Genomic DNA, 23,759 nt, shown 5'->3' with positions numbered 1-23,759 from the left:
CCGCGATTTTGCGTCTTTTGATTTACCGACGTCACCCGCCCTTGCCCATTGCTTTTAACCTCATCTGCTCGGGCAGCTTTTCAATCGCATACCGAAAGGACACCCTGGGCATCCGATCTTGTCTGTCCATCACAAAATCAAATACGTCATCAGGATAGGTTTTGCTGGCTTCCTTTAATAACCAGCCATAGCCTTTGCGTATCAGATCTTCTGTATCGTCAAGCAGTAGATCGGCAATTTTAAATACCAATGCCTTCTGCTGCCCCTTGCGTGCCGGCAAAACCAGTGAAACAGCGGCACCGCGTCGCACCCAGTAATTTGAGGAGCGGGTCCATTGCGTTACTGTTTTTGCAGTGTCTGGAAACATCATAAAAAATTCGCCGATGACATGGATACAAAGATCGTCACAATCAATCCAGTCATCGACATATGTATTCAACCAGCCGCTGAAGATTTCAAGATGTTTCTTCTGATATTCTTTGCGAGCCAGAAACGCCCAGCGAAAGGCCATAATTTTGTGCTCGTAGATCCCCGTTTCCAGCAATTGCCGGCAAATGCTGAAGCGTTCATCAACAGGCCGGGTTTTAATTGTTTTATAATGTATTCCGGCAACTTTATGAATCGCGGGAGTTCGCACGCCCCAGAAGTTATCGACATTCATGTTATAGCGCGTGCGAACCAGCTCGCGATAGGCGGCATCGGCCTGTTTTTGCAGCTCTGTATTAACGGTCTTGATAAGTTTCTTAATGTCTTCGCTCACCGCCACCTCCTATTTCGCTGAGTTAACCATCGATTTCGTTATATGTTGCTTGGCCGTCAATAAAGCGTGCAGTGAAATAGTGCTTGGCCGCATCCACGTAATAGCCCACAGTCCACTCATTGGTATCATCAGCATCGCGGGGAATTTCGATGCTGATTAACTCAAATTCATCCGTCCATTTCCCACTAAAGGGCTTTCCCGTCCATTGCTCAAAGTCGGGTTCAAAAATGGGCCAGCATTTATCGAACAAAGCATTCAGATCTGAGACACATTTTTGAAAAAAGGCGACATGCTTGTCGTTGGGCCCTTCCAAGCCTGCGTTGATCAGAACGGTAATCGGCTCCTCTGCTTTTTTAATTTCCAGCTCGGCTTCCCAGTAATCATCGTCTCTGGGTTTATCTTTTCCCATAAATAACATTTTACCAAAAAAGAGATGGTTCATTTCAACAGGGGGTTTACCGAATACCAGTTGCTTAAACTTCTTTAACATACGCGTTCCCGTCAAATAACGTTTCGGCTAGACTGTTTGCCTGAGGCGCTTTGATTCGGCATGGCCTTTTCGTCTAGCCACGTTGATTTGTCCCGGCGACTTGTGGGGTCGGCTTGCCCCGTCGTAGCTTGTAGAGCGAAGTCGGAAGCCTTTAGGCGAAGCCCCAAGCTCGCAAGAGCGAAGACGGGCCTGCCACGGCGCAGCTCGCAAGAGCGAAGACGGGTCATCTGACCTCTGTCTTCTTAGAAATTAGTTAATACTAACCGACTCCCCATGCTTGGGCACCACAACTGAAAAGCCTTCTTTTTTGAGAAACTTGGCAAATGACAGGATCTGGTCTTCTTCCCCGTGAACCAGGGCGATCTTTTTGATCTTCAAATTGGATTCCTTGAGGAAGCGTAGCATTTCTTTTTTATCAGCGTGGGCACTGAATCCGCCCAGCTTAATCACGTGGGCCTTCAGGGGGTACTCTTTGCCAAAAATGCGCACCACCGGCGGCTTGCCTTTGCGGCCGGCATTGGCATATTTTAGGCCCATGTCAAGAATTCGCCGACCCAAGGTGTTTTGAGCCTGGTAGCCCACCATCAACACGGTGTTTTTCTCATTGTGGATTTTGTATCGCAGGTGATGCAGGACGCGCCCAGCTTCGCACATGCCGGATGCCGAAAGGACAATGTGGGGTTTGGTTTCGTGGTTGAGGGCAATGGATTCTTCAACCGATCCAACAAAATGGATCTTGTCCATGGAAAAGGGGTTTTTGCCTTTTTCCAGAAACGTGTCGTGGGTTTCCTCATCATAAACCTCCGGGTGTTCGCCAAACACCCGGGTAATTTTGGTGGCCAGCGGGCTGTCCACGAAAATCGGCATTCGCGGAACATCCGCTTCATCGTATAGCTCATGCAGTGTATAGAGCAGCTCCTGGGTGCGACCGTACGCAAATGCCGGAATGATGATCGATCCGCCGCGCCCATGGGTTTCGACGAGAATCTTCTTTAACTGCGGCTTTAAGTCCTGAACCGGCTCATGCAGGCGGTCGCCGTAAGTGCTTTCCATAATCAGCAAATCAATCTGCCTGTCTTCTGCACTAAAATCCATGGTTGGATCTTTAATGATCGGTTTATCAAAGCGCCCGATATCGCCCGTATAGCATACCCGCAGTTCGCGACCATTTTCCTGAGCGCGGATCAGGGCAAAGGCAGAACCCAGAATGTGACCGGCATCATAGAAGGTGCAGGTTAAATCCTTACCAACGGAGACGGGATGCCGGTATGGATAACCGTCAAAAAGCTCCAGAGCCTCATCGGCATCCACAATTCGATACAGCGGTTCGACTTTTTCCAGCCGATGGGTTTCGATCAGCTCATCGATCATATCGGTGTTCAGGTCGTGACGGTTTTTCTTTAAAATCTTTTTTATTTCCCTTCTTTTGCGATTGCTGATTTTTTTGCCGCTTTTAGCACTGTGCTGCCTGCTCAATGCATTGCGGACGGTCTTGTAATTCAGATAGTTGGCATCCGATTCCTGGATATGAGCTGAGTCCCTCAGCAAATATTCGCTGGCCGCAGCCGTTGCACGCGTGCACACAATGCGGCCGGTAAAATTATGTTTGGTCAACAACGGAATGCGGCCGGAGTGGTCAATGTGCGCATGGGACAGCACAATATTGGTGAGCATGTTGGGATCAAAGGGGATGACCCTGTTTTTTTCTCCGGTTTCCTTGCGGCGCCCCTGAAACAAACCAGCATCCAGAATGACCCGGTCTTCATCGGTGGTTAAAAGGTGCATCGAACCGGTCACTTCCCGTACCGCGCCATAAAAGGTTACGTACATATTCAGCTCCTCTTGGTTCAGGGTTTCAGGTGTCAGCCTGCAACGATCTGATGGCCAGCGGCGGTTAGAGCGTCGATGGCCTTTGGCAGCTCTTTTTCTTTGACCAGGAAATAGTCTGTATCATAGGTTGAGATGACAAAAACAGAAACACCGCTTTTTGCCAATGGCTGAGTTATGGAGAACATAATGCCGATTTCAGAAAAGTCTAACACCCCTTGAACACGAAAACATCGCCAGCCGCGCTCGCATTTGGTGCCCGGGGGGACAAGCGCCTCGCGGCAAACAATGGTGAGCTCTTCTTGGGTGCGTGTGATGGAATAAAAGGCGGATTGATCAATCCAGTCAGGCAACTCTGAGGTGGAATCAAAGCGGCACACGGCCATCTGTTCGGGCAATATTTTCAGTGAAAGTGTCCTGGTCCTCATCTTCAGTATATCTGGTTAGAGGGTGAACGGGGTTGCGAATCGATTTTATTGCCGACGAAATAGGCATGCGCAATGGCTGCCAACCAGCAGACAAGAATAACGATTAAACAAATATTTTCAACCCTCCAGCTGCCGGCTGATATCCGTTCAATCAATTCTTTCAGGGCTTGCAGGTCTAAAGAATTATTGACCAGCTTGGACATGGCTTCATCCATCACATGCACGGCACGCTGCACGAGGCAATAAATGAGTACCACAAATGCGGCAGTTGTCCCCAGGATAAAAAGAAGTCCGCTGAATCGACGCCTCAAAAGCATTTGCCCGAGCCCCGGATACACTAGCCCAGATAATAGCATTGCCCTGCTGGATGCTTTCATTGCAATAAGAATTCCTGATTAGAATATTGAGATGGTAAAGAATAATTGTATGATATATAATATGAAATTTCAAACCATGAAAAGCGACCGAACACATATGCTGCTGGCGGCCGTAAGCGGCCTGCTGCTGACAGCATCGTTTCCCAAAATCGGGCTGGATTGGCTCATCTGGATTGCGCTGGTGCCCTTACTGGCAGCGCTTGCTGATCTTTCGGCAAGGGAAAGTTTTCGTATCGGGTTTATCGCCGGTTTGGTCCACTACCTTACACTGCTTTACTGGGTGGTGCCGGTTATGCGGACCTACGGCTATCTCCCCTGGTATCTGAGCGTTGCCATTTTGTTTCTGTTTGCAGCAGTTCTGGCACTTTTCCCGGCTGTTTTTTCCATGACACTCGCCGCCGTTGGCCGCACACCCATGCGGTGTATAGTCGCCATACCTCTGATTTGGGTGGCGCTTGAATATGTTCGAACTTTCATCTTCACCGGATTTCCATGGGCATTGCTGGGACACACTCTTTACCTGCGAGAGCATCTGATCCAAATCGCAGATCTGTTTGGCGCCTACGGGGTATCCTTTTTGATTGCCCTGAGCAATGCAGCCGTTTTCGTGGTGCTCAACTACGCCCGCCGCAAGACGTGGCACAACTTGCCGGTTTCAAAACCGCTGCTGTTCGGCACTGTTGGGATCTTTACCTTTGCTTTGCTTATTACCTGGATGTACGGCGCCTGGCGTATTCGAGCCATTGATAGCTTGATGGCTGCATCGCCAACAGCCCGGGTCGCTGTCATCCAGGGAAATATTGACCAAGCCATAAAGTGGGACCCCGCGCATCAGATGGCTGCCATCAAAAAGCATCAGCGCTTATCGCAGGCTGCCAAATCGGAAAATCCCGATCTGATTGTATGGCCCGAATCGGCCACGCCTTTTTATTTGTTTTTTGACCAGCGCCCAACTGAAATGGTCATGAGCGGCATCGAAAAAGCAGGCATCGATTTTCTGGTCGGCAGCCCCTCCATCGCAAAGCAGGGCGAAAAGGTCATTTATTATAACAGCGCCTATCTGATCAGCCCCACAAGGAAAGATGTCAGTAAATACGATAAAACCCACCTGGTCCCCTATGGCGAATATGTGCCTTTTGAACGTTGGCTGCCTTTTTTAGGCAAACTGGTGGCCCAGGTGGGTGATTTTCGGCCAGGCAAACCCGGTAAAACTCTTTCCTGGGATAAAGACGCTCTGGGTATTCAGATCTGTTATGAAGTCATTTTTCCCGGTCTGTCCCGGAAACTGGTAAAAAACGGTGCCACCTTGCTGATCAACATCACCAACGACGCCTGGTTTGGCACCACCAGCGGACCTTATCAGCATTTTTCGATGACCATTTTTCGCGCGGTAGAAAACCGGCGGGCGCTCGCCCGGGCGGCCAACACCGGCATCAGCGGGTTTATCGATCCGGTGGGCCGCATCTTAACATCAACGCGACTGCTCGAAGAAGCTGCCTTGACCCATCCATTGCCGTTGCTTCGCGAGATCACAGTTTACAGTCGTTTCGGGGATTTGTTTGCGCTAACTTGCGTAGCGGGGTCCCTTTTTGCTATACTGCTTGTACTGGGCAAATCTGCCCTTAGATTAAAAAGAGGTTAGTCCGCCTGAGGCGGATAACCTGATATGGGGAGGATATAAAATGTCTGTGGAACTCAAACAAAACTTAGAAGACCTTCAACAAAAACTGCTTAATTTGCGGGGCTATCTTTGACCTGGATACCATAGAAACACGTCTGGCTGAACTTGAACAGCTAATTGCCAAAGACGGCTTCTGGGACAACCCGGAAGAGACCAAACCCTTTCTGAAAGAACGCACATCCCTTTCAAATAAAGTCGAAAAATTCAAAACACTGGCGGAAGATCTGGAAGAAAATCAAATTCTGCTGGATCTGGCAATTGATGAATCCGACGAAGAAGCTCTGGCTGAAGTCAACGATCAAATCAAAGGTCTGGACAAAAGAATTGCAGCGCTATCGTTGGGGCTGATGCTTGACGGAGAAGACGATCGTAAAAACGCCATCCTGTCCATCAATGCCGGCGCCGGCGGGACCGAGGCCCAGGATTGGGCGGAAATGCTATTCCGCATGTACACCCGCTGGGTGGAACGCCGCGGATATAAAATCGAGCTGATTGATTATCAACCCGGCGAAGAGGCCGGTATAAAAAGTGTGACCTTTACTGCCGGCGGCGAGAATGCCTATGGCTATTTAAAATCGGAAATCGGGGTTCACCGTCTGGTCAGAATATCGCCCTTTAATGCCAGCGGTAAACGCCACACTTCCTTTGCGTCCGTCTTCGTCTATCCGGAGCTGGACCAGGAAATCGTTGTCGACATCGAAGACAAAGACCTGCGGGTAGACGTATACCGCGCCAGCGGTGCCGGCGGCCAGCATGTCAACAAAACCAGCAGCGCGGTGCGCATCACCCATCTGCCGACCGGGATCGTGGTGCAGTGCCAGCAGGAAAAATCCCAACACCGCAACAAGGATATGGCCTTAAAAGTCCTCAAGGCACGTCTGTACCAGCATGAAAAACAGAAGCAGGATGAAAAACTGCAGGAGGTTCACGACAGCAAAGATGAAATTGCCTGGGGCAGCCAGATCCGCTCTTATGTCCTGCACCCCTACCAGATGGTCAAGGATCACCGCATCAATCTGGACATCGGCAATGTCAATGATGTGCTCGACGGCGGCATCGATCCATTTATCGAAGGTGTTCTTTTAGCCAAAAAACATAAATAGGTTGAGCCCGTTGCCCGTTAGCCCGTTTGCCGGTTAAAAAATAAAATTTAGCGTTTTTCTCCATTTTTCGGGCTCAATCTGCCTAAGGCGGACGAAACGTGCTAACCTAAAAATGCGGAGCGAATTTGGAAAGTGACCCGTGATAATGAATTCGATTGAACTTATAGAGAGATATTACGACACAAACTCCAGGGCATATCAGATACTAGTGGCCCATGGTCGGAAGGTGGCCGACAAGGCCCGGGCGGCCGCCGAACAGATTCCGGCGCTGAAGCCGGACCTGGATTTTATCGAAGCTGCCGCCACGCTGCATGATATCGGTATCTTTCAGACCGCCACCCCTCAGCTTGGTTGTTTTGGCGAACACCCTTACATCTGTCACGGCATTCTGGGCAGTAATATCTTAATAAAAGAAGGCTACCCCAAACTGGCCCTGGTCTGCGAGCGGCATATTGGCGTCGGGATCAGCAAGGCCGATATTCGCCAGCAAAACCTGCCGCTACCTGATCGTGAGATGATTCCCGTATCCATCGAAGAGCAGATCGTGTGCTATGCGGATAAATTTTTCTCCAAAAACGGCAACGGCCTGCCCACTGAAAAGCCCATTCAAGAGATCATCGACAGTTTAGCACCTTACGGCCCTGAAAAAGTCCAACGCTTTGAATCCTGGGTCAAGATGTTCGAATAAAGGTTCTGGGTTCAAAGTTCTGCGTTCAGGGTTCCATTCTGCCACTCCGAATCATGAAATCACTCGGTGACTGCTTGCCGCTATCTGGTTTCAATGTCGCGTTAAGCCCTCCGGGCCAAAGACTGAAACCTGCCTGCCGCGGCGGCTTGTGGGGTCGACTTGTCCCGTCGTAGCTCGTAGGGCGAAGTCGGAAGCCTTTAGGCGAAGCCCCAAGCTCGACAGAGCAAAGACGGGTCGTTTTGAGGCCTGAGTTGGCAGGAGCTAGAACCTTAACTTTAAACTAGGGGTGTGATTGGGGGAATCCATCAAGCAGTGTGATATTGCAATAATACTATTATCTTAAGCTCGCTCTGCGCTCTATCCCATTCCAGCTATTTTCCGACCAGGGTTTTCTGCGGTCAAAATCACTCCTCCTGAAACGCAGCGTCCTTCTTTCAGGAAAATGATCAAAATCCGAGCATTTTCGTCTATCGATTAACAGACGTCTTCCACCATTATCTTTCATCTTTTTTACCTCCTATCATAAGTCCTTTTTTAGTAATATTGAGGACTTGAGGTATGCTTCGTCGAAATAGTGTTTTGATGGCCGGGAATGAAAAAAGCGCTTGGATACGACTATCCATATATCAAAAGCAAAACCTATACCAATTCCTGTCTAAATTTTTTTGAAAATATTCCAGCATCTTAAGAAGGCTGGGATAAAATTAAAGCGTAAAAATGTGCACAAAATGATACGGAGGGCATAATATTTTATAACTCAATTACCTTTTGAATATGATGTTTGTCAAAAGGGTACATGGTGAAGGGATCAGGGATCACGATAAATTCAAAAAGCCAGACAGATAGAAACCTGTCCGGCTTTTGGTTTTTTTATTAGTGTAGATTTTCGATTTTTAAATGAGAGGTTTTTTTGATGAGCACGGCCGCACAAGGATTTTAGCCTTCGGCGTACATGTAGTACGTCGAAGGCTGAAATTCGCGGAGAACAACGCTCATCGGAAAAAGATCCGTTTAGAAACGAAAATCACCAGCCGATGGTGAGATAGTCGTGAATACTATCCGCCGCTTTGCGGCCGGCACCCATGGCCAGGATAACGGTAGCCGCGCCGGTGACGATGTCACCGCCGGCCCAGACGCCTCTCTTATAGGTCTTGCCGGTTTCCTCGTCCGCCTCGATGTAGCCCCACTGATTTAATTTCAAATCCGGGGTGGATGCGGTCAGCAGCGGATTGGCACCGGACCCCACGGCCACGATACACAGATCGCAATCCAAATGAAATTCAGAGCCTTCAATGGGAACCGGACGGCGTCTGCCGGAGTCATCCGGCTCGCCCAGCTCCATCTTCAGGCAGGTCATGCCGGTCAAGCGACCATTCTCATCTCCCAGATATTCGATCGGGTTGGTCAGCAGAAAAAACTCAATGCCCTCTTCTTCGGCGTGGTGAATCTCGGCGATTCTGGCCGGCATTTCCTGTCGTGAACGGCGATAGACGATCTGAACCTTGTTGGCACCCAGCCGCATGGCGGTGCGGGCTGAGTCCATGGCCACGTTGCCGGCGCCCAGCACGACCACATCTTTGCCTATGGGGATGGGGGTGTCCACTTCCGGGAAGAGATAGGCTTTCATTAAGTTGGCCCGGGTTAAATATTCATTGGCTGACAGGATGCCCACGAGATTTTCCCCTGGGATATTCATAAAGCGCGGTAGTCCGGCGCCCACCCCCAGATAAATGGCGTCATAGCCTTCTTCGAAAAGCTCGTCCAGGCTGACGGTACGGCCCACGACGGCATTGCATTCGACTTTGACCCCCAGCCGCTCCAGGAAATTGACTTCCTGGGCCACGATGGCCTTGGGAAGCCTGAATTCGGGGATACCGTAAACCAATACGCCGCCGGGTTTATGGAAAGCCTCCAGCACCGTGACATCATGTCCTTTGACAATCAAATCGCCGGCAACTGTCAGGCCGGAAGGCCCGGAGCCGACCACGGCAACCTTTTTGCCGGTAGGAGCGGCTTTAGGCGGCAGCTCACCGGTCCCATTTTCTCTTTCCCAGTCAGCCGCAAAGCGTTCCAGATTGCCGATGGCCACCGGATCACCCTTTTTGGCAAGGATGCACACGCCTTCACATTGAATTTCCTGGGGACAAACGCGGCCGCAAACCGCCGGCAGGCTGTTTTTGCCCCAGAGATTGCGAATGGATTCGGTAAATTTTTCTTCCTTGATGAGCTGAATAAAGCCGGGGATATCAACTTCCACCGGACAGCCGGCCACACAGTTGGGCTTTTTGCATTGCAGGCATCTCTGGGCTTCCAGCACAGCCATCTCCGGCGTGTAACCGGTGGGGACCTCTAAAAAATTTTTATTGCGAACATCGGCTTCCTGTTCGGGCATCGCAACACGGGGTATCTTTTCCTTTTTGCCTTTCTTTTTCACTGCTTCTGTCATGCTTTCCTCCGTCAAAGCGCAATCGGTTGAAACGGGACCGACCATCGTCTCTAATGGATTTGGAGATCAGATTTAATCGGCTTTTTTTATTTATTTGCTATCGCGAATGGTGCAAAAATCTTCGTAGCAGGACTGCTCATCATCGCAGTAAGCCTGCAGTCGCATCATCAGCTCGTCGAAATCAACCTTGTGAGCATCAAATTCAGGCCCATCGACACAGGCAAACTTGGTATGCCCGCCGACCGAAACCCGGCAGCCGCCGCACATACCGGTGCCATCCACCATAATCGGATTGAGGCTGACCAGTGTCGGCACATTATATTCTTTGGTCATCAATGACACGAATTTCATCATCGGAACCGGTCCGATGGCCACAGCCTGTTGAATTTCTCCTTTTTCCAGCACTTCCTTTAGGACATCGGTGACAAACCCATGATGGCCGTAAGAGCCGTCGTCGGTACAGACGTGCAATTCGTGGGAAGCCGACTTCATACGGTCCTCGAGAATCAACAGATCCTTGGTTCGTGCCCCGATGATACAGGTCACATGATTGCCGATCTCCTTTAGGGCCCGGGTAATCGGATGCAATACGGCGATTCCGGTACCGCCTCCCACGCAGACAACATTACCGACTTTTTCAATATGGGTTGCTTTTCCAAGGGGGCCAATCACATCCTGATATCCGTCACCTACCTGCAGGGTTTTAAACAGGGCCGTCGATTTACCCACCACCTGATAGATGACGGTGATGGTCCCTTTTTCAGGGTCTGTTTCCGCCATTGTCAATGGAATGCGTTCGCCCTCTTCATTGGCCTTCAGGATAACAAACTGCCCTGGCAGGGCCTTGCGGGCAATCTTAGGCGCATCGATATCATTGAGGACCACTGTGCCGTCCGACATCTCTTCTCGCTTAACAATTTTAAACATGCTCAACCTCCAGACCGATATTTTGCCGGTGCAATTATCATCCGACAATTTGGCCACCTTCACAAAGTGGTACTGTTGATTAAAAGATTTATATTGTCAGAATCGGAGTTTGAAATCAAGGTAAAATCTTGATTATCAAGCCTATCATTGGTATTCAATCAGGCTGAGCCCGTTACCCGCTTGTCCGCCTCAGGCGGGTTGGCCCGTTATCGCTTTAAATATTAAATTAAGACTTTGTCCCTTTTTCAACCGGTCATACCTTTAAAAATGACCCCCAAATTTGAAATAGCTTAAAATACATACGTCAACTTTTGTGAAATGTGAATGAAATGAAACTATTTGACAGTCACTGCCACCTGGATGATAAGGCCTATCGCAGGGATCTGGAGCGAGTCATAGAGCGTGCCCGCCAGGCGGGTGTTGCCCGCATGATGACTATCGGCGTCAACACAAAAACAGCCACACGCGCGGTGAAACTGGCCGAAAGCCATCCGGACATTTACGCTTCGGTGGGGTTTCATCCGCACGATGCCAGCCAGTGCAGTAACGGCGAGCTTGATTTTTTGATGGAACTGGCGCAAAACCCGCTCGTACGCGCGTGGGGAGAAATCGGGCTGGATTACAACCGCATGTATTCGCCCCGTGAGGATCAGGAAAAATGGTTTACCCGGCAGCTGCACATGGCCGCTGACCTCAAGCTGCCGGTCATTTTCCATGAACGTGATACCAGGGGTCGTTTTCTTGAAATTCTCAAAACCGACTTCAAAAATGAAAACCCCGGTGTGGTTCATTGCTTCAGCGGTACAGTGCCGGAGCTGCAAGAATATCTCGAGCTGGGATTGAATATCGGCATAACTGGTATCGTGACGCTCCGAGCACGGGGGTCGGACCTGCGTAAGATGGTCCCCCAAATTCCGGCCAATCGACTGGTGGTGGAAACCGATGCCCCCTATCTGACCCCTGCCCCTGAAAAATACCACACCCGCCGCAACGAGCCCGCCTTTGTTAAATTTGTCCTGCTCAAGCTGGCCGAAGTTCGCAATGAAGACCCCGATCAACTCGCTCAAACCATCTGGAACAACACAAACCTGCTATATAGGATCGATTAGACAACAACAGGATGAATGATAGGTCTTATTTATAAGCCACAGACCCACACGGACCCACACTAACTTTTGTTCGGCCGACACGCTTGCGCTCTGGCCAAACAAAAATTGTCAATCGCTTCGCGATTACCAACAAAATGTACCCAACACACTTTATGAGATGGATTAGAAAAGTTGCCTTCGGACATGTATAAAAATGGTAAGAACTGTTGCCCGCAGGGCATACAGTTTTTTCTCGGGCAGAGTCGACCGAGGAAAAGATTTGTCTGTGTGAGTCTGTGTGGGTCTGTGGCTAATTTAATAACTCAGAAAATTCTAAAAAAGCTGCACATTACTTTTGCATTAACGACGACACTGCTTGTTCGAGCCCGTCGATTGTCAGCTCAAACATCGGAAAAATATCGCGGATGACGGTGATGGTGCGGGTATAATCCCACATGGAAGCAGATACGGGATTCAACCAGACCGTATGGGAGAAAGTGCGTGCTAAAAATTTGAGGCATTCAATACTGGGCAGGCCGCTGCGATCCTCAAGGTGAATGGATCCGTCGGTGGCCATCAGCTCATAGGGGGCCATGCTGGCATCGCCGACAATCACCAGCCGCGTCTCCGGATCAAAACGGGCGAATTGATCGATGGGCTGGGGTTTTTTGTAGCGCGCCGCATCCTTCCAGAGCGTACTGTAAATGGTGTTGTGGAAAAAGTAGGTTTTAAGATCCTTAAACTGATCGCGCGTGTAATCGAATAAGGTCTGCACGATCGGAATGTGAGGATCCATAGACCAGCCGCCGTTATCGATGGCCAGAATAATTTTGAGCCGATCTTTTAGCGAGCGGTCAAACACGATTTCGATCTCACCACCGTTTTTCATGGTCTGATAGATGGTTTCATCGACATTGACCTGATCTTTGGGGCCAAAGGGCACCAGATTGCGCAAGCGCTTTAAGGCTTCACCCATCAGGGCACTGGTCAGCGGTCCGCTCATCGAATAATCTTTATAGCGCCGATCCATGGCCACCTTTACCGCCGACTTGTTGCGGGAAACCCCGCCCACACGCATGCCGCCGGGATGATAGCCGGAGTGGCCTACCGGCGAGTAGCCGCCGGTACCGATCCACTTGCCCCCGCCATGGTGAGCTTCGTCCTGCTCTTTAAGACGCTCTTTAAAATATTCGATTAGCTCTTCCGGAGTCAGTTTCATCAGCGCCGATTCATCCATACCCAGTATGTCCGCCAGGCCCTCAGGATGCTGCAGCCAGGCTTCCAGCATCAGACGGGCCACCTCATCGAGCTCCATGCCCTCCGGGTCCGGCAGGTCGGCACCCTCAAAGCTGTGGGCAAAGACTTGATCATACAGATCAAAATAGCGCTCGCTTTTAACGAGAATGGTGCGCGAAGCGGTATAAAAGTCTTCGAGAGAATTCACCAGGCCGCTGCCCAGCGCTTTGTGCAGGGTTAAAAAGGATGTGGGGCTCACCGGAATGCCCACATCTTTTAATTTATAGAAAAAATCAACGAACATAGGTTCACTTCGTTCACGGTTCCCGGTTAGCCGGTTGAGCCGGTTGAATAAGGAAAATGTCTAATTTTAAACTGACAGAAAAACGGGCTAACCCGCCTGAGGCGGACAAGCGGGCAACGGGCTCAACCAAATCAACCATAGATACATTTTTGAGACTGCTTTTAGTAGGAGCGACGGCGACCGAGCACACCCTGCGCCCTCTGCAAATCCTGGCTCTTCTTGAACAGCACACCCAAATACGGCAGATCGCCCTTGGCCAGCTGTTTGGGCTTAAAATCCGGATCTGCCTTGAGTGCCCGAATCCAATTGATCAGCTCCCGGGTGGCCGGCCGTTTTTCAATGTCACCGAATTCCCGCACGCCGTAAAATGCCGTAACAGCATGATCCAGCATATCCGAGTCGATTTTGGGAAAATGGACCCGGATGATTTTGCGCATCATATCGGGGTCGGGGAAAGCGATATGGTGAAAATTGCAGCGCCCCAAAAACGGATCGGATAGGTCCTTTTTGGCATTGGATGTAATGACAATGACCGGGCGATAGGTGGCTGAAATGGTTTTATCGATTTCAATGATGTCAAACTCCATCTGGTCCAGGACATCCAGCATATCGTCCTGAAAATCGGTATCGGCCTTGTCGATCTCGTCGATCAATAAGACGGTTCTTGTATCCGAGGTAAACGCCTGCCCGATTTTCCCCATGCGGATATAATCTTCAATCTTGCTGACATCGCGGCTTGAATCGCCAAAGCGGCTGTCGTTGAGCCGTGTCAGGGTGTCGTACTGATACAAGGCCTCAACCAGCTTCATGCTGGATTTCACATTCAGCACAATCAACGGCATTTTCAAACTGTCTGCAATGGCATGGGCCAGCATGGTTTTCCCGGTACCGGGCTCGCCTTTGAGCAGCAGCGGCATTTCCAGCGCCATGGATATATTGACGATCTTGGCCAGCTCATCATCGAGGACATAGCGGGTCGCGCCTGTGAAAGTTCCATTCTTGTTTTCAGTCATTCTCAACCTCTTCATATGGTCTAATTTATGTAAATTTCGGGTCCAATTAACTAAGGTCAGTTATCAGCAATCAGCTTTCGGTCAACAGGTTCCAGGGTTCTGCGTTCAAAGGTTTTGAGGTTCAATAAATGTGCTTCCGCATTGCTCATTAAAATTGCCGCGACCTTCAACAAACATCAATGAAACGTAAATCCCCGATCCAGCGAAACTCTGAACCCAGAACCTGAGCTTCTAAACCCTGAACCCTGCTTGTCCTCCGAAGCCTTGAAGAGGCGTAGGGGGAAACCCTGAACCCTGAACCTTAACTTATGCTTTGCCTTATCTGTTCCGAGACTTCCCTTGTGAGCTGTAAGACCTTGACGGCCTGATCGACACTTAGCGATCCGGCACCGCAACTGGGAGTGATCAGCGATTGCGCGATCAGTTGATCGGATTCAATGCCCAGTTTTTCAATCTGAGCTACCTTTAGCTGCCATTGGTCGACCAAAGACGCGGTGGTCGCTTTTTCCAACTCATCGGGATCAAGAGTGGGCACCATCCCCCAGGCAATCAATTTGCCCGCATCCAGAAAGGCTTTAAGCTGGTCCGCATAAAGAATAAAGCGGTCAAAATAACCATAGGCATCAAAACTGACGATATCCGCAGCGGAATCCAGGACCAGGCTCCAGTCCGTATTGGCGCACACATGCACTCCGGCCAGACCGCCCTCTGCATGCACCCCGGCAATCACTTCCGCCAGACTCTGGGCTATCTCATCCCGTGAAATGCTGATAAACTCAGATGAGCCAAAACCCGCCAGAGCAGGCTCATCTAAGAATATAATGACCGGACAATCAAATTGGTTTAACTGCTGCACCTGCCAGCGCGCCTTTAAAGCCAGCAATTTTACCGCAACATCCTTAAGCTGCTCGTCGTAAATAATGGCCTTTTTGTTTTGATCCGCTATACCGGTGGTGAATGTAAACGGTCCGGTAACCTGACCCTTGACCGCAACCGGGACAGAATCAAGTTGCTTCAGGTTCTCAATTAGGACAAAAAACCCTCCGGCGGTCTCTTCGCTCAATGCAAACCTGGACGCAGACAGGTCGGCATCATTTTCGGCCACAGCCATGTAGTCTTCGTAGTACGTTATAATGTCGTTCTCAAAATCAGCCTGATCGGTATCAATGTGTACCGTGTCCGTTGTTGCGCATATCCCCGGCAAGCCCGGCATAAATTGCGGGACCATTCCTTCATTTTTGTTTGCCGGAAGCTGAATCCACAACGGGATCTGCGGTGTATATTCCAAAACAAGCTTGCAGGCCTGAGTATGATCTGTCAGCGGCAAACTGCCGATCAGTGCAGGCAAGCCACGGGGTCGGAACTTGCTTTCCATAGTGCAACTCCTTGAATCCTCATCGTAATTTCGTTTATCTGGTACTAAAATTTTCAGATTATCACGCAAAGAAATGATTGACAAGCTTTAGATCAGTATAAATGATGAAATACAGGTATAGTTGTCAGGCTTTCTGGAATTAAATCCCATAATCTGAAAAGATTGACACAAAAAATGGCCGATGTTATAGTCGAAATCCCGCTGGAAAGAGGTCCGAGTAACGGCCTTTGACTGGCTAAAATCAATTGCTCGGACGACGAGGTTATCCGTGGCAGACATCATTTCTATTGATAAAAAGCTCGATCTGGCCAAAGACAAAAAGGCGGCGTTAATACGAAGACGCAAAGTGTTGGCCGTGCAAAAAGTGTTTCAATGCACCCATTGCTCGATGAAGTGTGAGAAATGCGGGACCCAGATCGAACATAACCCTGAGGTTGGTAAACAATACCGCCGAAAGCTCAGCGTGCCTTACAACTTTTGTCAGGGATGCTCAGAAGAATATTTAGAATATATCGAACGTCTGAAAGGCCGGGGGGATGAGGACTGTTATTGGCACAACGAATCCTGGATTGATGCCTGGACAAAGTGGATCGAATATCAAGGCAGTGTGGATCGCTATATTAAATCCAAAGAGTTCAAAAAGCTGCTTGATGAGCTAAAACAATCTAGGACCGATTAGGAGGTAATATGTTTGGAATAGGAATGCCGGAATTGATTATCATACTGGTAATCATTCTGATTATATTCGGTGCCGGAAAACTGCCGGAAATCGGCGCCGGAATGGGTAAGGCCATTCGCAATTTCAAAGGCGAGTCAGACGAGGCAGAAAAAAAAGAGCCTGAGAAAATAGAAGAGGAAAAACAAGAATAGGTCCCTGAATTCCTTTAAACCTGAATTTTCCCACCGCACAGCGCATCAGATGGTTATAAGCCGCACTGCACTTAACTCAATCCCATATCGGTAAGCACCCGCTTTGCTTTGATTGTATTCGATTGTGCCGCACTTATTCAGACTTGAGTGCGGCTTTGAGCTGGCGGGTTAAAACGGGCACGACTTCAAATAGATCCCCCGCAATTCCATAATCACAATGCTGCATCATGGCTGCCTGGGAATCCGTGTTGATGGCCACCACCACCTGCGCCGTCTTCATTCCGGCAAAATGCTGTACCGAGCCCGAGATGCCGCAGGCGATGTAAAGATTGGGGCTGACCGTCGTCCCGGTTTGTCCCACCTGCATTGAATGTGGCACCCAGCCGGCATCCACCGCTACACGCGAAGCCCCGACAGCCGCTCCCAGAATTTGAGCACATTCATACAGGATACGGTAATTGTCACCGTTTTGCATGCCACGGCCGCCGGCAATTATAATCGGCGCCTCCGCCAGGTCGATCGCGCCGCCGGCATCTTTCTTGACAGCTTCAACCCTCAGGGATGCTTCCGCAATGTTGGTTTGAAAGGATAGAACCTCCGCGGTGACGAGTGCGGGTTGCGCGGCGATGACATTGGGGCGGATAGCAAATAAAAAGTGGCTTCCGCTCACCTTGAAACGTGCAATGGTCTTGCCTGAATATTGAGACTTTTCCGCTGTCAGGGCATCCAGGTCGACCTGGGTACAGTCCAGCAGGAGCGGTGCATCCAGGATAGCCGCTATTCGGGGAAACACGTCTTTGGTCTGGAAAGATGTCAGGCCCAGTAGGGTATTGATGCCAAAGTGATTCAAGGCAGCGACGATGGCTCGCGCCCAGCAATCCGGGTTCCAGCCCAGCAGCCCCTTATCTGATCGAATATCGACAATCTTGTGAATGCCGTAGGCCTGCAATTCTTCTTTATATGCTGGCCCATTCCCATCGAATACCAAGCCGTAGAGTTCGTTCTTCGGACCCTGCGCAGCCGAGATAACCCCGTTTACAGTCGGCTTAATGCCTTCTGGGCTGGTCTCAATCAGAATTCCGATTTTGGGCATAAGGAAAAATCTCCGCCGATTAGTAATTAAATGACTTTGGCCTCTTCCTGTAAAAGGCGGATGAGCTCGGCAACAGCCGCATCGGTCGATCCCTCGATGATTTTAGAGCGGCGTTGTTCAACCACCGGGCGCAATTCAAGAAATTCCATGCTGCCCGCAGCCGCCGACAGTTTCAGGCTGGCAAGATCTACGGTTTGAATCGGTTTTTTCCGGGCCTTCATGATATCCGGCAGGGTGGGATATCGCGGCTGATTCAAGGCTTTACCCGCCCCGACGATACAAGGCAGCGGCATCCGCATAACCGCCATTTCACCGGCATTCATTTTAGATTCAACGATGACCGAACCGTTTTCTAGCTTAAAAGATGTCACATTGCTGGCCACCGGTATGCTAAAGGCCGCTCCCAGGCGAAATGGGGTTTGAAAGCCTTCACTGTCAATGGATTCATTGCCGGTAAAGATAATATCAGGTGCGCCATCCTGCTCAATAGCGGCTTTCAATGCGCGGGCGGTCACCAGGCTATCGGGATTGCGTTCGCAGCGGATTAGGATCCCCCGGTCCGCCCCCATGGCCAGAGCCGATCGCAATGTGCCCTCGGCTGATTCTTTGCCCAGGGTGACGGCGATGATCTCTGCATCGGCGACTTGTCTTTTTAGCCCGCTGGCCGCCTCAATGGCATTTTCATCATAGGGATTGATGATAAAGGTGACCTTTTCATCGATTTGGTGGTTGTCGATGATGGTAATCTTCGCGGCGGTATCCGGGACATGTTTGACGCAAACGTATATCTTCATTCCGGTTTCCGATTTGCAGGTTGCAATTCACCAACGAGGTTAGGTGTTAATCGGTGGAAATGTGAACGATCAAAAAAGGTTTCAGGTGTCCCGCCTTCGCTCGAAAAGCTACGGCGCGGCAGGCAGGTGTCAGGTCAGACAAGCTGACAGAGGTTTAAAAGAAGTGGTTTTAAAATGTCAGATTGCGTTCGAGAGCAAGGCGTCCCGCGAATTGAAAACAGAGCGTACATATCAGTACGTGAGTATTTCAATTCGCGGGATAACGCAGCTATCGGACGATAGATGGGGTTTTAAAACCACTTCTAGCCATTTACTGAGAAACTACTGTCAGGATTAATCTCCCGGTTGCGTGAAAAGAAACCTACGTTGATGGGCCGCTTAATGTGGCGCAATGTAAACTGAAAGGGCTCTTTGTCGTGATCGAGACCTTTTTCACAGGCATCGATGAGCTCCGCCATCATGGCGCCGACCACCGGCGCATTTTTGTACTGGTTGCCGCTGGTGCCAATGGCCATATAGAAGCCTTTCATATCCGACTTGTCGTAGATCGGAATCCAATCGTCGGAGCAATCGTAAAGATCGCAAACGCCTCGCGGCTGATTGGGTATCTGCATGCTGGGTACCCGCTTGGCACAGCGGTAGGTTTGCGCTTTCCACTGGTCCTCGCTCAGTTGGTTGTTGCGTCCCGGCTCGCCTTTACCCGCATAGAATTCATCTGGATCGACCCATTCCTGGGGATCACATTCCGGATCTTCGCTGCCGATCAGAAACATGTTGCCGACTTCCGGACGATAATAGCAGCCGATATCGCCGTCGGATGTATGGTAACCCCCACCGAGATAGTCGTATTCATCCGGAGACGGGCAGTGCATGACCTCATGCCGCAGCGCCTTGGTTTTGATGTTGCAGGCTTCATAAACGCCCTCGGCCATCTGGTTGATTTTGTACGAGTGTGGGCCGGCAGCATTGACAACCACCGGTGCATCGATCTCGGTTCCGTCTTTTAGGGTCACACCGAGCACCTGGTTGTCCTGACTTCTGATGGCAATCACCTCGGCATTAAAGATAAATTCAGCGCCTTTGGCCTCGGCAGCGCGCATGATATTGTGGGTCGACAAAGCCGGGTCATTGACATAACCGCCTTCAGGACAAAAAATCGCGCCTTCAAGCATTTTGGCGGATTCATCAAAAAATTTAGGATCTTCTGGTCGCCTGACCGGCCAGTGCTCGTGCAAATCATAGACGGGTACCATCTCGTTGATCTTGGCGTTATCCCACTCTTCGTATGCCACCCCTACGGCGTCATAATGCTTCTGGACTTTGCGCCAATCATGCCCCTGGGATTTGAGCAGAATCGAGCCGGTGTTCATGTATTTGGCCAGACCCTTTTCATCATTGACATGATCCAGGTAATCCTCCCATTCCAGCCAGTATTTAAAGCCCTCATAAGCCATGGCCACACCATCCTCGGTGGAATAATGGGCCCTGACGATGGCACACGAAGCTGCCGTAGAGCCTTCACCGGCATCAGGCAATTTGTCGATATTGAGGGTTTTATACCCCATTTGGGTTAGCTCATAGGCGATGGGGGTTCCGATGATGCCCGCCCCGATGATGATCGCATCATATTTTTTAGCCATAATCATACCTCCTATAAAATGATAGCTTCAAATCGGTCTTTTGGACACATACATACTTTCTCATATCACAACCCGGGTCTAAAAAACAGCTATTCACATCTTGACAAATGCGGGTTTGCAGATTTTTTTCAAATCCCAGGCCTTTATTTTGAAGGATTTGTCGTGCACGCCCGGGTTGAAATAAATAAAGTTTTTTTTGGTCAGATCCGGGTCCATGTAAATGGGAATAGACGTCAGATGGCCGAAGGGTGGCACACAACCGACTTCACAACCCACCGCCTCGCTGACTTCTTCCGGCTTGGCAAAAGAAACTTTTTTGGTCTTGGCGCCGGCAGCGGCCTTTTTCCAGTCCACCTTTTTGTTTCCCGGCAGCACCAGCACAATCATCTGACCTTCTTTGGTTTTGAGCACCAGCGATTTCACTGTCTCAGCCTCGCTGACACCCAGAGCATCGGCCATAGCCGGATTGGTGTAAACCGGTTCGTGCTCGACAACTTCATAACCAATTTTTGTCTGCTCCAGAGCGGCAATAATTTTCGCCTCAAGCGTCATGATTATTAACTCCTCAATCTAAAATTAGGCCGAAAGCGCTTTGATCCAGCGCAAAAACGTATTTTCCCCGGCCGGGCGCAACCCGAATTCCTCACCGGCTGCCAGAACCGCATGGCCCATATCCCGGCCATAGCCGCGCGAGCAGGTTAGCAAAATTGCGCCGCTGTCGCTGGTGCGCTCCAGGGTGACGATCTGGCAGGGCACATGTGAAAACGGGCCCTGATAAAGAAATGGAACCGTTTTGGCGGGATCTTTGAAATCCAGAGCCGTTAATTTTTCGGCAACCGTAAAAATGTTTTTGCCAATCAGTGCCACAAACAGGGTTGCATCGGTGGTTTCGGTATAGGCCGGATCCACCGGCAACTCCGGCGGCGCTCCGACAAGATGCCAGATCGATGCCTGGGTCTGGTTCATGCGGTTGATGAGAATACCTTTTTGGAAGACACAATTTCCAGGGGCATCCGGAATACCGATACCCGCAGGCTGAAAGTTTGCCAGATCCGAATCCTGCAAATCCAGGCGGATGCGGTGACTTAAATCGAACACCCAGGGCCCGTCGTCTTCGTCTTCATATTCCTGCACCACGGTCCAATGCTCGCGAACTTCAGTTTTTAACGGTTTGCCAGGAAACGTTATGGGAGAACGTCGCTTAATTTCAACAGTCATTTTTGCCTCACATTTTTAGCTGCTGACCTTCAGGGTCGTAAAAGGGGGTGGGCACCACTGTCGCATAAAGGTGCTGACCATTGCATTCATCTTCATAGATCTGCAAACGCGTGCCTTCGACAGCCAGGGGGGCATCCACCAGCGCCAGGCCGACCGGTTCTTTTAATGTAAAGCTGTGGCGTGCAATACACACATATCCTCTGATGTGGCTGTCCACGATGATGGATCCATCCTTGGGGGTGCGGGAGGGGTCTTCCATCTTAAATCCTACCAGCTTGAAGCGGTCTTCCTGGTTTTCGGTTTGTTTCAATGCCACAGCCCCCACGGTCTTGGTATCTGATTTGTTGCGGTCCCACAAAAATCCAAGCCCGACATCGTGCAGGGTGGTTCGCTGCTCGGATTCGGAGCCGATGATCAGATGGGCTTTTTCCATGCGCAGCACATTCTGGGCCTCCAGACCGAAATGGCGAATGCCAAACTGTTTGCCGGCGTCGAGTAAAATATCCCACAGTGTCTGCATATAAGACGAGGGCACATGCAGTTCATAGGAAAGCTCCCCGACAAACCCCAGGCGCATGGACCTTACCGGTATGGTATTTTTAATCATAAATTCGCGATATGCGGCATAGGGGAAAGCGTCAGCGGAAACATCCGCGTCGGTCACTTTTTCGAGGACCTTACGGGCGTTGGGCCCGGCCATGTTAATCACCCCGAAAGCGTCGCTGAGATTGACCATGTGAAAGCGCCAGCCGTCATAGCGGGTGTGATATCGCAGCCATTCCACCGTCGCCCCCGCCCGGGCGGTGGAAGTCGTAAAATAATAATCGTTGTCCGCTCTTTTGGCCACCACGCCGTCATCGATGATGCAGCCGTCATCATTGCACATGGCCGAATATTTAACTTTGCCGTCGGCGATTTTGGACATGTCGCTCACATAAACCCGCTGCAGGGCCTTTAGGGCATCAGGGCCCCAGAGCCTGAATTTGCCCAGCGTGGAGGCATCCAGCAGGCCCACATTCTGGCGCACGTTTTCGATTTCCTCACGGCAGCTGAAGTCTTCGGAAAAATACCGCGCGCGCTCCCAGACACCGATGCGGCGAATGATACCGCCGGCGTCTATTTGGGAATCGTGTACCGGCGTGCGCTTGCACATATCATGATTGCTACCGGCATAGGTGGCGATAAACGTGCCCACCAGGGGCGCGCGCATCGTTGTCGGCATGGCCGTGGCCTGGGTATCGCCATGGTATTGCGCCACAAACAACGGCAGGTTGTGCCCGGGGATACCGGCCTGCCCCGGCCCGGTACCGGCGGCCGTAAAGCGCTTGATGAGCTCGGTGGCATCAAAGCCCTTTGCCAAGGCCTGTTTGATGTTTTTAATGGTTGTATCTTCATCAAAGCAGATAAACGTTTTGCGCCCGGCAGCCGGCGCGGTTACCAATTTGCAGCCCTGCTCCGGGCCCGGCTGTTGATTAAGCTTTTCGCGGGCTTCCTTCAGCCGGCTCTCAACCGATTTGCCGCAATCGGCAGCCGCTAAAACGCCGGCCAACATGCCTGATGCTTCGATTGACGCTGGGTGATTGAGCCCCAGCATGCGACCGGCGACCTGCACCTTGGCCGGCAGCTGTTTGGGCATAAAAAAACCGGTGTAGGGCTCATAGGCGAGCTTTGCCTGGGCCAGCGAAAGGGGACCAGTCATGGGCGTCATCCCGGCGGAGGCCACCAGAAGATCGCAGGCAAACTCTTTGGTAAGGGTCCCCGGGATGGTGGCCAGGGTAACCTTGTTAAGCGCTTTGTTGCCATGGGCACGGGTGGCCACCCAGCCCCGCAGATATGGGATCTTGCACGCCTTAAGGGCTGCGAGCAGGGCCGGGTCTTGCCCATCCTCGCGGATGTCAGCCACACAGGTGACCTCAAGGCCCAGGTTATACAGATCAAGCGCGGCTTCCAGTCCCAGGTCGTGCCCGATGCTGAAAACCGCCTGCTTGCCGGGAAGCAGACCGTAGGTGTGGGCCAGCCGGTGAGCGCAGCCGATCTGCATCACACCGGGGCGCTCGTTGTTGTCAAACAACAGCGGGCGCTCGATACAGCCGGTGGCCACCACAACACTGGTGGCCCGGATTTCGACATAGCGCTCGTCAAAAGAATCGCTCTGACTGCCTTTTTGAAAGGCGGTTACCAGGTTGTTGTTATATATACCCACCACAGTGGTATGCGTAAATACGCGGATACGATCGTTTTGTTCAACCTGTTGGGCCACCTGCCGCGCGCGTTGCGCCAGAGACGTGCCGTTGCCGCTGTCGGTCGTGCGGTAGTCAAAAAATCCGCCCAGCCACGGTCGGGTTTCCAGCAGAATCACCCGCAGTCCCTGCTCGGCCGCTGCCAGGGCTGCCGACATACC

General features: G+C 50.9%; 22 protein-coding genes. 6 read left to right on the top strand and 16 right to left on the bottom strand.

From position 1 onward, the window contains the following. Positions 1 to 31: 31 nt before the first annotated feature. From QNJ26_19785 to QNJ26_19765, 5 genes are all read right to left on the bottom strand, one after another. Positions 32 to 760 carry a DNA alkylation repair protein gene (locus tag QNJ26_19785; protein ID MDJ0987793.1) on the bottom strand — a complete coding sequence of 243 codons (729 nt, stop codon included), beginning with the start codon at positions 758 to 760 and terminating at the stop codon, positions 32 to 34. 22 nt (positions 761 to 782) lie between these two features. Continuing rightward, on the bottom strand, positions 783 to 1,250 hold the full coding sequence (locus QNJ26_19780) for a hypothetical protein (GenBank protein ID MDJ0987792.1): 468 nt from the start codon (positions 1,248 to 1,250) through the stop codon (positions 783 to 785). Positions 1,251 to 1,499: 249 nt separating this feature from the next. Next, on the bottom strand, positions 1,500 to 3,080 hold the full coding sequence (locus tag QNJ26_19775) for an MBL fold metallo-hydrolase (GenBank protein MDJ0987791.1): 1,581 nt from the start codon (positions 3,078 to 3,080) through the stop codon (positions 1,500 to 1,502). Between the two features lie 32 nt (positions 3,081 to 3,112). Continuing rightward, positions 3,113 to 3,505, bottom strand: coding sequence for an ACT domain-containing protein (locus QNJ26_19770; GenBank protein ID MDJ0987790.1), 393 nt, complete (start codon positions 3,503 to 3,505; stop codon positions 3,113 to 3,115). Positions 3,506 to 3,507: 2 nt separating this feature from the next. After that, the gene (locus QNJ26_19765; GenBank protein MDJ0987789.1) at positions 3,508 to 3,822 is read right to left on the bottom strand and encodes a hypothetical protein; all 315 of its coding nucleotides are present in this window, start codon (positions 3,820 to 3,822) and stop codon (positions 3,508 to 3,510) included. 121 nt (positions 3,823 to 3,943) lie between these two features. Between QNJ26_19765 and lnt the strand changes: the two genes are divergently transcribed. The 3 genes from lnt (at position 3,944) to QNJ26_19750 (ending at position 7,354) form a co-directional block, all read left to right on the top strand. Continuing rightward, a complete protein-coding gene (gene lnt / locus QNJ26_19760) occupies positions 3,944 to 5,524 on the top strand; it encodes an apolipoprotein N-acyltransferase (GenBank protein ID MDJ0987788.1) in 1,581 nt (526 codons plus the stop codon). A gap of 40 nt (positions 5,525 to 5,564) precedes the next feature. After that, a protein-coding gene (gene prfB, locus QNJ26_19755; protein ID MDJ0987787.1) for a peptide chain release factor 2 occupies positions 5,565 to 6,666 on the top strand; the annotation gives its coding sequence in 2 pieces (ribosomal slippage) (positions 5,565 to 5,633 and positions 5,635 to 6,666; 1,101 coding nt in all). Positions 6,667 to 6,811: 145 nt separating this feature from the next. After that, positions 6,812 to 7,354 (top strand): HD domain-containing protein, encoded by a 543-nt coding sequence (locus tag QNJ26_19750; GenBank protein MDJ0987786.1) that lies wholly within the window; start codon positions 6,812 to 6,814, stop codon positions 7,352 to 7,354. Positions 7,355 to 8,378: 1,024 nt separating this feature from the next. Here the strand turns inward: QNJ26_19750 and gltA are convergent. Beyond that, complete coding sequence (gltA, locus tag QNJ26_19745) at positions 8,379 to 9,800, bottom strand: NADPH-dependent glutamate synthase (GenBank protein ID MDJ0987785.1); 1,422 nt, start codon at positions 9,798 to 9,800, stop codon at positions 8,379 to 8,381. A gap of 90 nt (positions 9,801 to 9,890) precedes the next feature. Next, the gene (locus tag QNJ26_19740) at positions 9,891 to 10,727 is read right to left on the bottom strand and encodes a sulfide/dihydroorotate dehydrogenase-like FAD/NAD-binding protein (GenBank protein ID MDJ0987784.1); all 837 of its coding nucleotides are present in this window, start codon (positions 10,725 to 10,727) and stop codon (positions 9,891 to 9,893) included. A 329-nt stretch (positions 10,728 to 11,056) separates the two neighbouring features. Here QNJ26_19740 and QNJ26_19735 point away from each other — a divergent pair, with 329 nt between their 5' ends. Continuing rightward, positions 11,057 to 11,836: a TatD family hydrolase gene (locus tag QNJ26_19735; GenBank protein MDJ0987783.1), complete on the top strand. Its 780-nt coding sequence runs from the start codon at positions 11,057 to 11,059 to the stop codon at positions 11,834 to 11,836. Positions 11,837 to 12,164: 328 nt separating this feature from the next. Here QNJ26_19735 and QNJ26_19730 read toward each other — a convergent pair whose 3' ends face one another. The 3 genes from QNJ26_19730 to QNJ26_19720 form a co-directional block, all read right to left on the bottom strand. Next, complete coding sequence (locus QNJ26_19730) at positions 12,165 to 13,355, bottom strand: hypothetical protein (protein MDJ0987782.1); 1,191 nt, start codon at positions 13,353 to 13,355, stop codon at positions 12,165 to 12,167. Between the two features lie 161 nt (positions 13,356 to 13,516). Continuing rightward, positions 13,517 to 14,368 carry a MoxR family ATPase gene (locus QNJ26_19725; protein MDJ0987781.1) on the bottom strand — a complete coding sequence of 284 codons (852 nt, stop codon included), beginning with the start codon at positions 14,366 to 14,368 and terminating at the stop codon, positions 13,517 to 13,519. Between the two features lie 301 nt (positions 14,369 to 14,669). Further along, positions 14,670 to 15,743 (bottom strand): hypothetical protein, encoded by a 1,074-nt coding sequence (locus tag QNJ26_19720; protein ID MDJ0987780.1) that lies wholly within the window; start codon positions 15,741 to 15,743, stop codon positions 14,670 to 14,672. 268 nt (positions 15,744 to 16,011) lie between these two features. Between QNJ26_19720 and QNJ26_19715 the strand changes: the two genes are divergently transcribed. Together QNJ26_19715 and tatA are read left to right on the top strand one after the other, a co-directional pair. Then, on the top strand, positions 16,012 to 16,422 hold the full coding sequence (locus QNJ26_19715; protein MDJ0987779.1) for a hypothetical protein: 411 nt from the start codon (positions 16,012 to 16,014) through the stop codon (positions 16,420 to 16,422). 8 nt (positions 16,423 to 16,430) lie between these two features. Next, positions 16,431 to 16,613 (top strand): twin-arginine translocase TatA/TatE family subunit, encoded by a 183-nt coding sequence (tatA, locus tag QNJ26_19710; protein ID MDJ0987778.1) that lies wholly within the window; start codon positions 16,431 to 16,433, stop codon positions 16,611 to 16,613. Positions 16,614 to 16,746: 133 nt separating this feature from the next. On the opposite strand, the gene QNJ26_19705 is transcribed toward tatA, so the two are convergent. The 6 genes from QNJ26_19705 to QNJ26_19680 all read right to left on the bottom strand — a co-directional run. Next, on the bottom strand, positions 16,747 to 17,706 hold the full coding sequence (locus QNJ26_19705; protein ID MDJ0987777.1) for an electron transfer flavoprotein subunit alpha/FixB family protein: 960 nt from the start codon (positions 17,704 to 17,706) through the stop codon (positions 16,747 to 16,749). A gap of 26 nt (positions 17,707 to 17,732) precedes the next feature. Then, positions 17,733 to 18,500, bottom strand: coding sequence for an electron transfer flavoprotein subunit beta/FixA family protein (locus tag QNJ26_19700; protein MDJ0987776.1), 768 nt, complete (start codon positions 18,498 to 18,500; stop codon positions 17,733 to 17,735). 302 nt (positions 18,501 to 18,802) lie between these two features. Further along, complete coding sequence (locus QNJ26_19695; protein MDJ0987775.1) at positions 18,803 to 20,140, bottom strand: FAD-dependent oxidoreductase; 1,338 nt, start codon at positions 20,138 to 20,140, stop codon at positions 18,803 to 18,805. A gap of 93 nt (positions 20,141 to 20,233) precedes the next feature. Next, complete coding sequence (locus tag QNJ26_19690) at positions 20,234 to 20,692, bottom strand: YbaK/EbsC family protein (protein MDJ0987774.1); 459 nt, start codon at positions 20,690 to 20,692, stop codon at positions 20,234 to 20,236. Positions 20,693 to 20,716: 24 nt separating this feature from the next. After that, the gene (locus tag QNJ26_19685; protein ID MDJ0987773.1) at positions 20,717 to 21,358 is read right to left on the bottom strand and encodes a sarcosine oxidase subunit gamma SoxG; all 642 of its coding nucleotides are present in this window, start codon (positions 21,356 to 21,358) and stop codon (positions 20,717 to 20,719) included. Between the two features lie 7 nt (positions 21,359 to 21,365). After that, positions 21,366 to 23,759: glycine cleavage T C-terminal barrel domain-containing protein (locus tag QNJ26_19680; GenBank protein ID MDJ0987772.1), on the bottom strand; the 2,394-nt coding region annotated here is incomplete at its 5' end.

It is taken from the genome of Desulfobacterales bacterium, from assembly GCA_030066985.1.
Taxonomy (GTDB): domain Bacteria; phylum Desulfobacterota; class Desulfobacteria; order Desulfobacterales; family JAHEIW01; genus JAHEIW01.
The sequence above is the reverse complement of the archived record's forward strand: the minus strand, read 5'-3'. Positions and strand labels throughout refer to the sequence as shown.

What these genes read in the sequence shown, in the direction of transcription:
- lnt (MDJ0987788.1), top strand. Translation starts at nt 3,944, where the DNA reads ATGAAATTTCAAACCATGAAAAGCGACCGAACACATATGCTGCTGGCG.
- QNJ26_19690 (MDJ0987774.1), bottom strand. Translation starts at nt 20,692, where the DNA reads ATGACGCTTGAGGCGAAAATTATTGCCGCTCTGGAGCAGACAAAAATT.
- QNJ26_19685 (MDJ0987773.1), bottom strand. Translation starts at nt 21,358, where the DNA reads ATGACTGTTGAAATTAAGCGACGTTCTCCCATAACGTTTCCTGGCAAA.
- QNJ26_19780 (MDJ0987792.1), bottom strand. Translation starts at nt 1,250, where the DNA reads ATGTTAAAGAAGTTTAAGCAACTGGTATTCGGTAAACCCCCTGTTGAA.
- QNJ26_19735 (MDJ0987783.1), top strand. Translation starts at nt 11,057, where the DNA reads ATGAAACTATTTGACAGTCACTGCCACCTGGATGATAAGGCCTATCGC.
- QNJ26_19720 (MDJ0987780.1), bottom strand. Translation starts at nt 15,743, where the DNA reads ATGGAAAGCAAGTTCCGACCCCGTGGCTTGCCTGCACTGATCGGCAGT.
- gltA (MDJ0987785.1), bottom strand. Translation starts at nt 9,800, where the DNA reads ATGACAGAAGCAGTGAAAAAGAAAGGCAAAAAGGAAAAGATACCCCGT.
- QNJ26_19700 (MDJ0987776.1), bottom strand. Translation starts at nt 18,500, where the DNA reads ATGAAGATATACGTTTGCGTCAAACATGTCCCGGATACCGCCGCGAAG.
- QNJ26_19775 (MDJ0987791.1), bottom strand. Translation starts at nt 3,080, where the DNA reads ATGTACGTAACCTTTTATGGCGCGGTACGGGAAGTGACCGGTTCGATG.
- QNJ26_19770 (MDJ0987790.1), bottom strand. Translation starts at nt 3,505, where the DNA reads ATGAGGACCAGGACACTTTCACTGAAAATATTGCCCGAACAGATGGCC.
- QNJ26_19740 (MDJ0987784.1), bottom strand. Translation starts at nt 10,727, where the DNA reads ATGTTTAAAATTGTTAAGCGAGAAGAGATGTCGGACGGCACAGTGGTC.
- QNJ26_19750 (MDJ0987786.1), top strand. Translation starts at nt 6,812, where the DNA reads ATGAATTCGATTGAACTTATAGAGAGATATTACGACACAAACTCCAGG.
- tatA (MDJ0987778.1), top strand. Translation starts at nt 16,431, where the DNA reads ATGTTTGGAATAGGAATGCCGGAATTGATTATCATACTGGTAATCATT.
- QNJ26_19695 (MDJ0987775.1), bottom strand. Translation starts at nt 20,140, where the DNA reads ATGGCTAAAAAATATGATGCGATCATCATCGGGGCGGGCATCATCGGA.
- QNJ26_19725 (MDJ0987781.1), bottom strand. Translation starts at nt 14,368, where the DNA reads ATGACTGAAAACAAGAATGGAACTTTCACAGGCGCGACCCGCTATGTC.
- QNJ26_19730 (MDJ0987782.1), bottom strand. Translation starts at nt 13,355, where the DNA reads ATGTTCGTTGATTTTTTCTATAAATTAAAAGATGTGGGCATTCCGGTG.
- QNJ26_19705 (MDJ0987777.1), bottom strand. Translation starts at nt 17,706, where the DNA reads ATGCCCAAAATCGGAATTCTGATTGAGACCAGCCCAGAAGGCATTAAG.
- QNJ26_19765 (MDJ0987789.1), bottom strand. Translation starts at nt 3,822, where the DNA reads ATGCTTTTGAGGCGTCGATTCAGCGGACTTCTTTTTATCCTGGGGACA.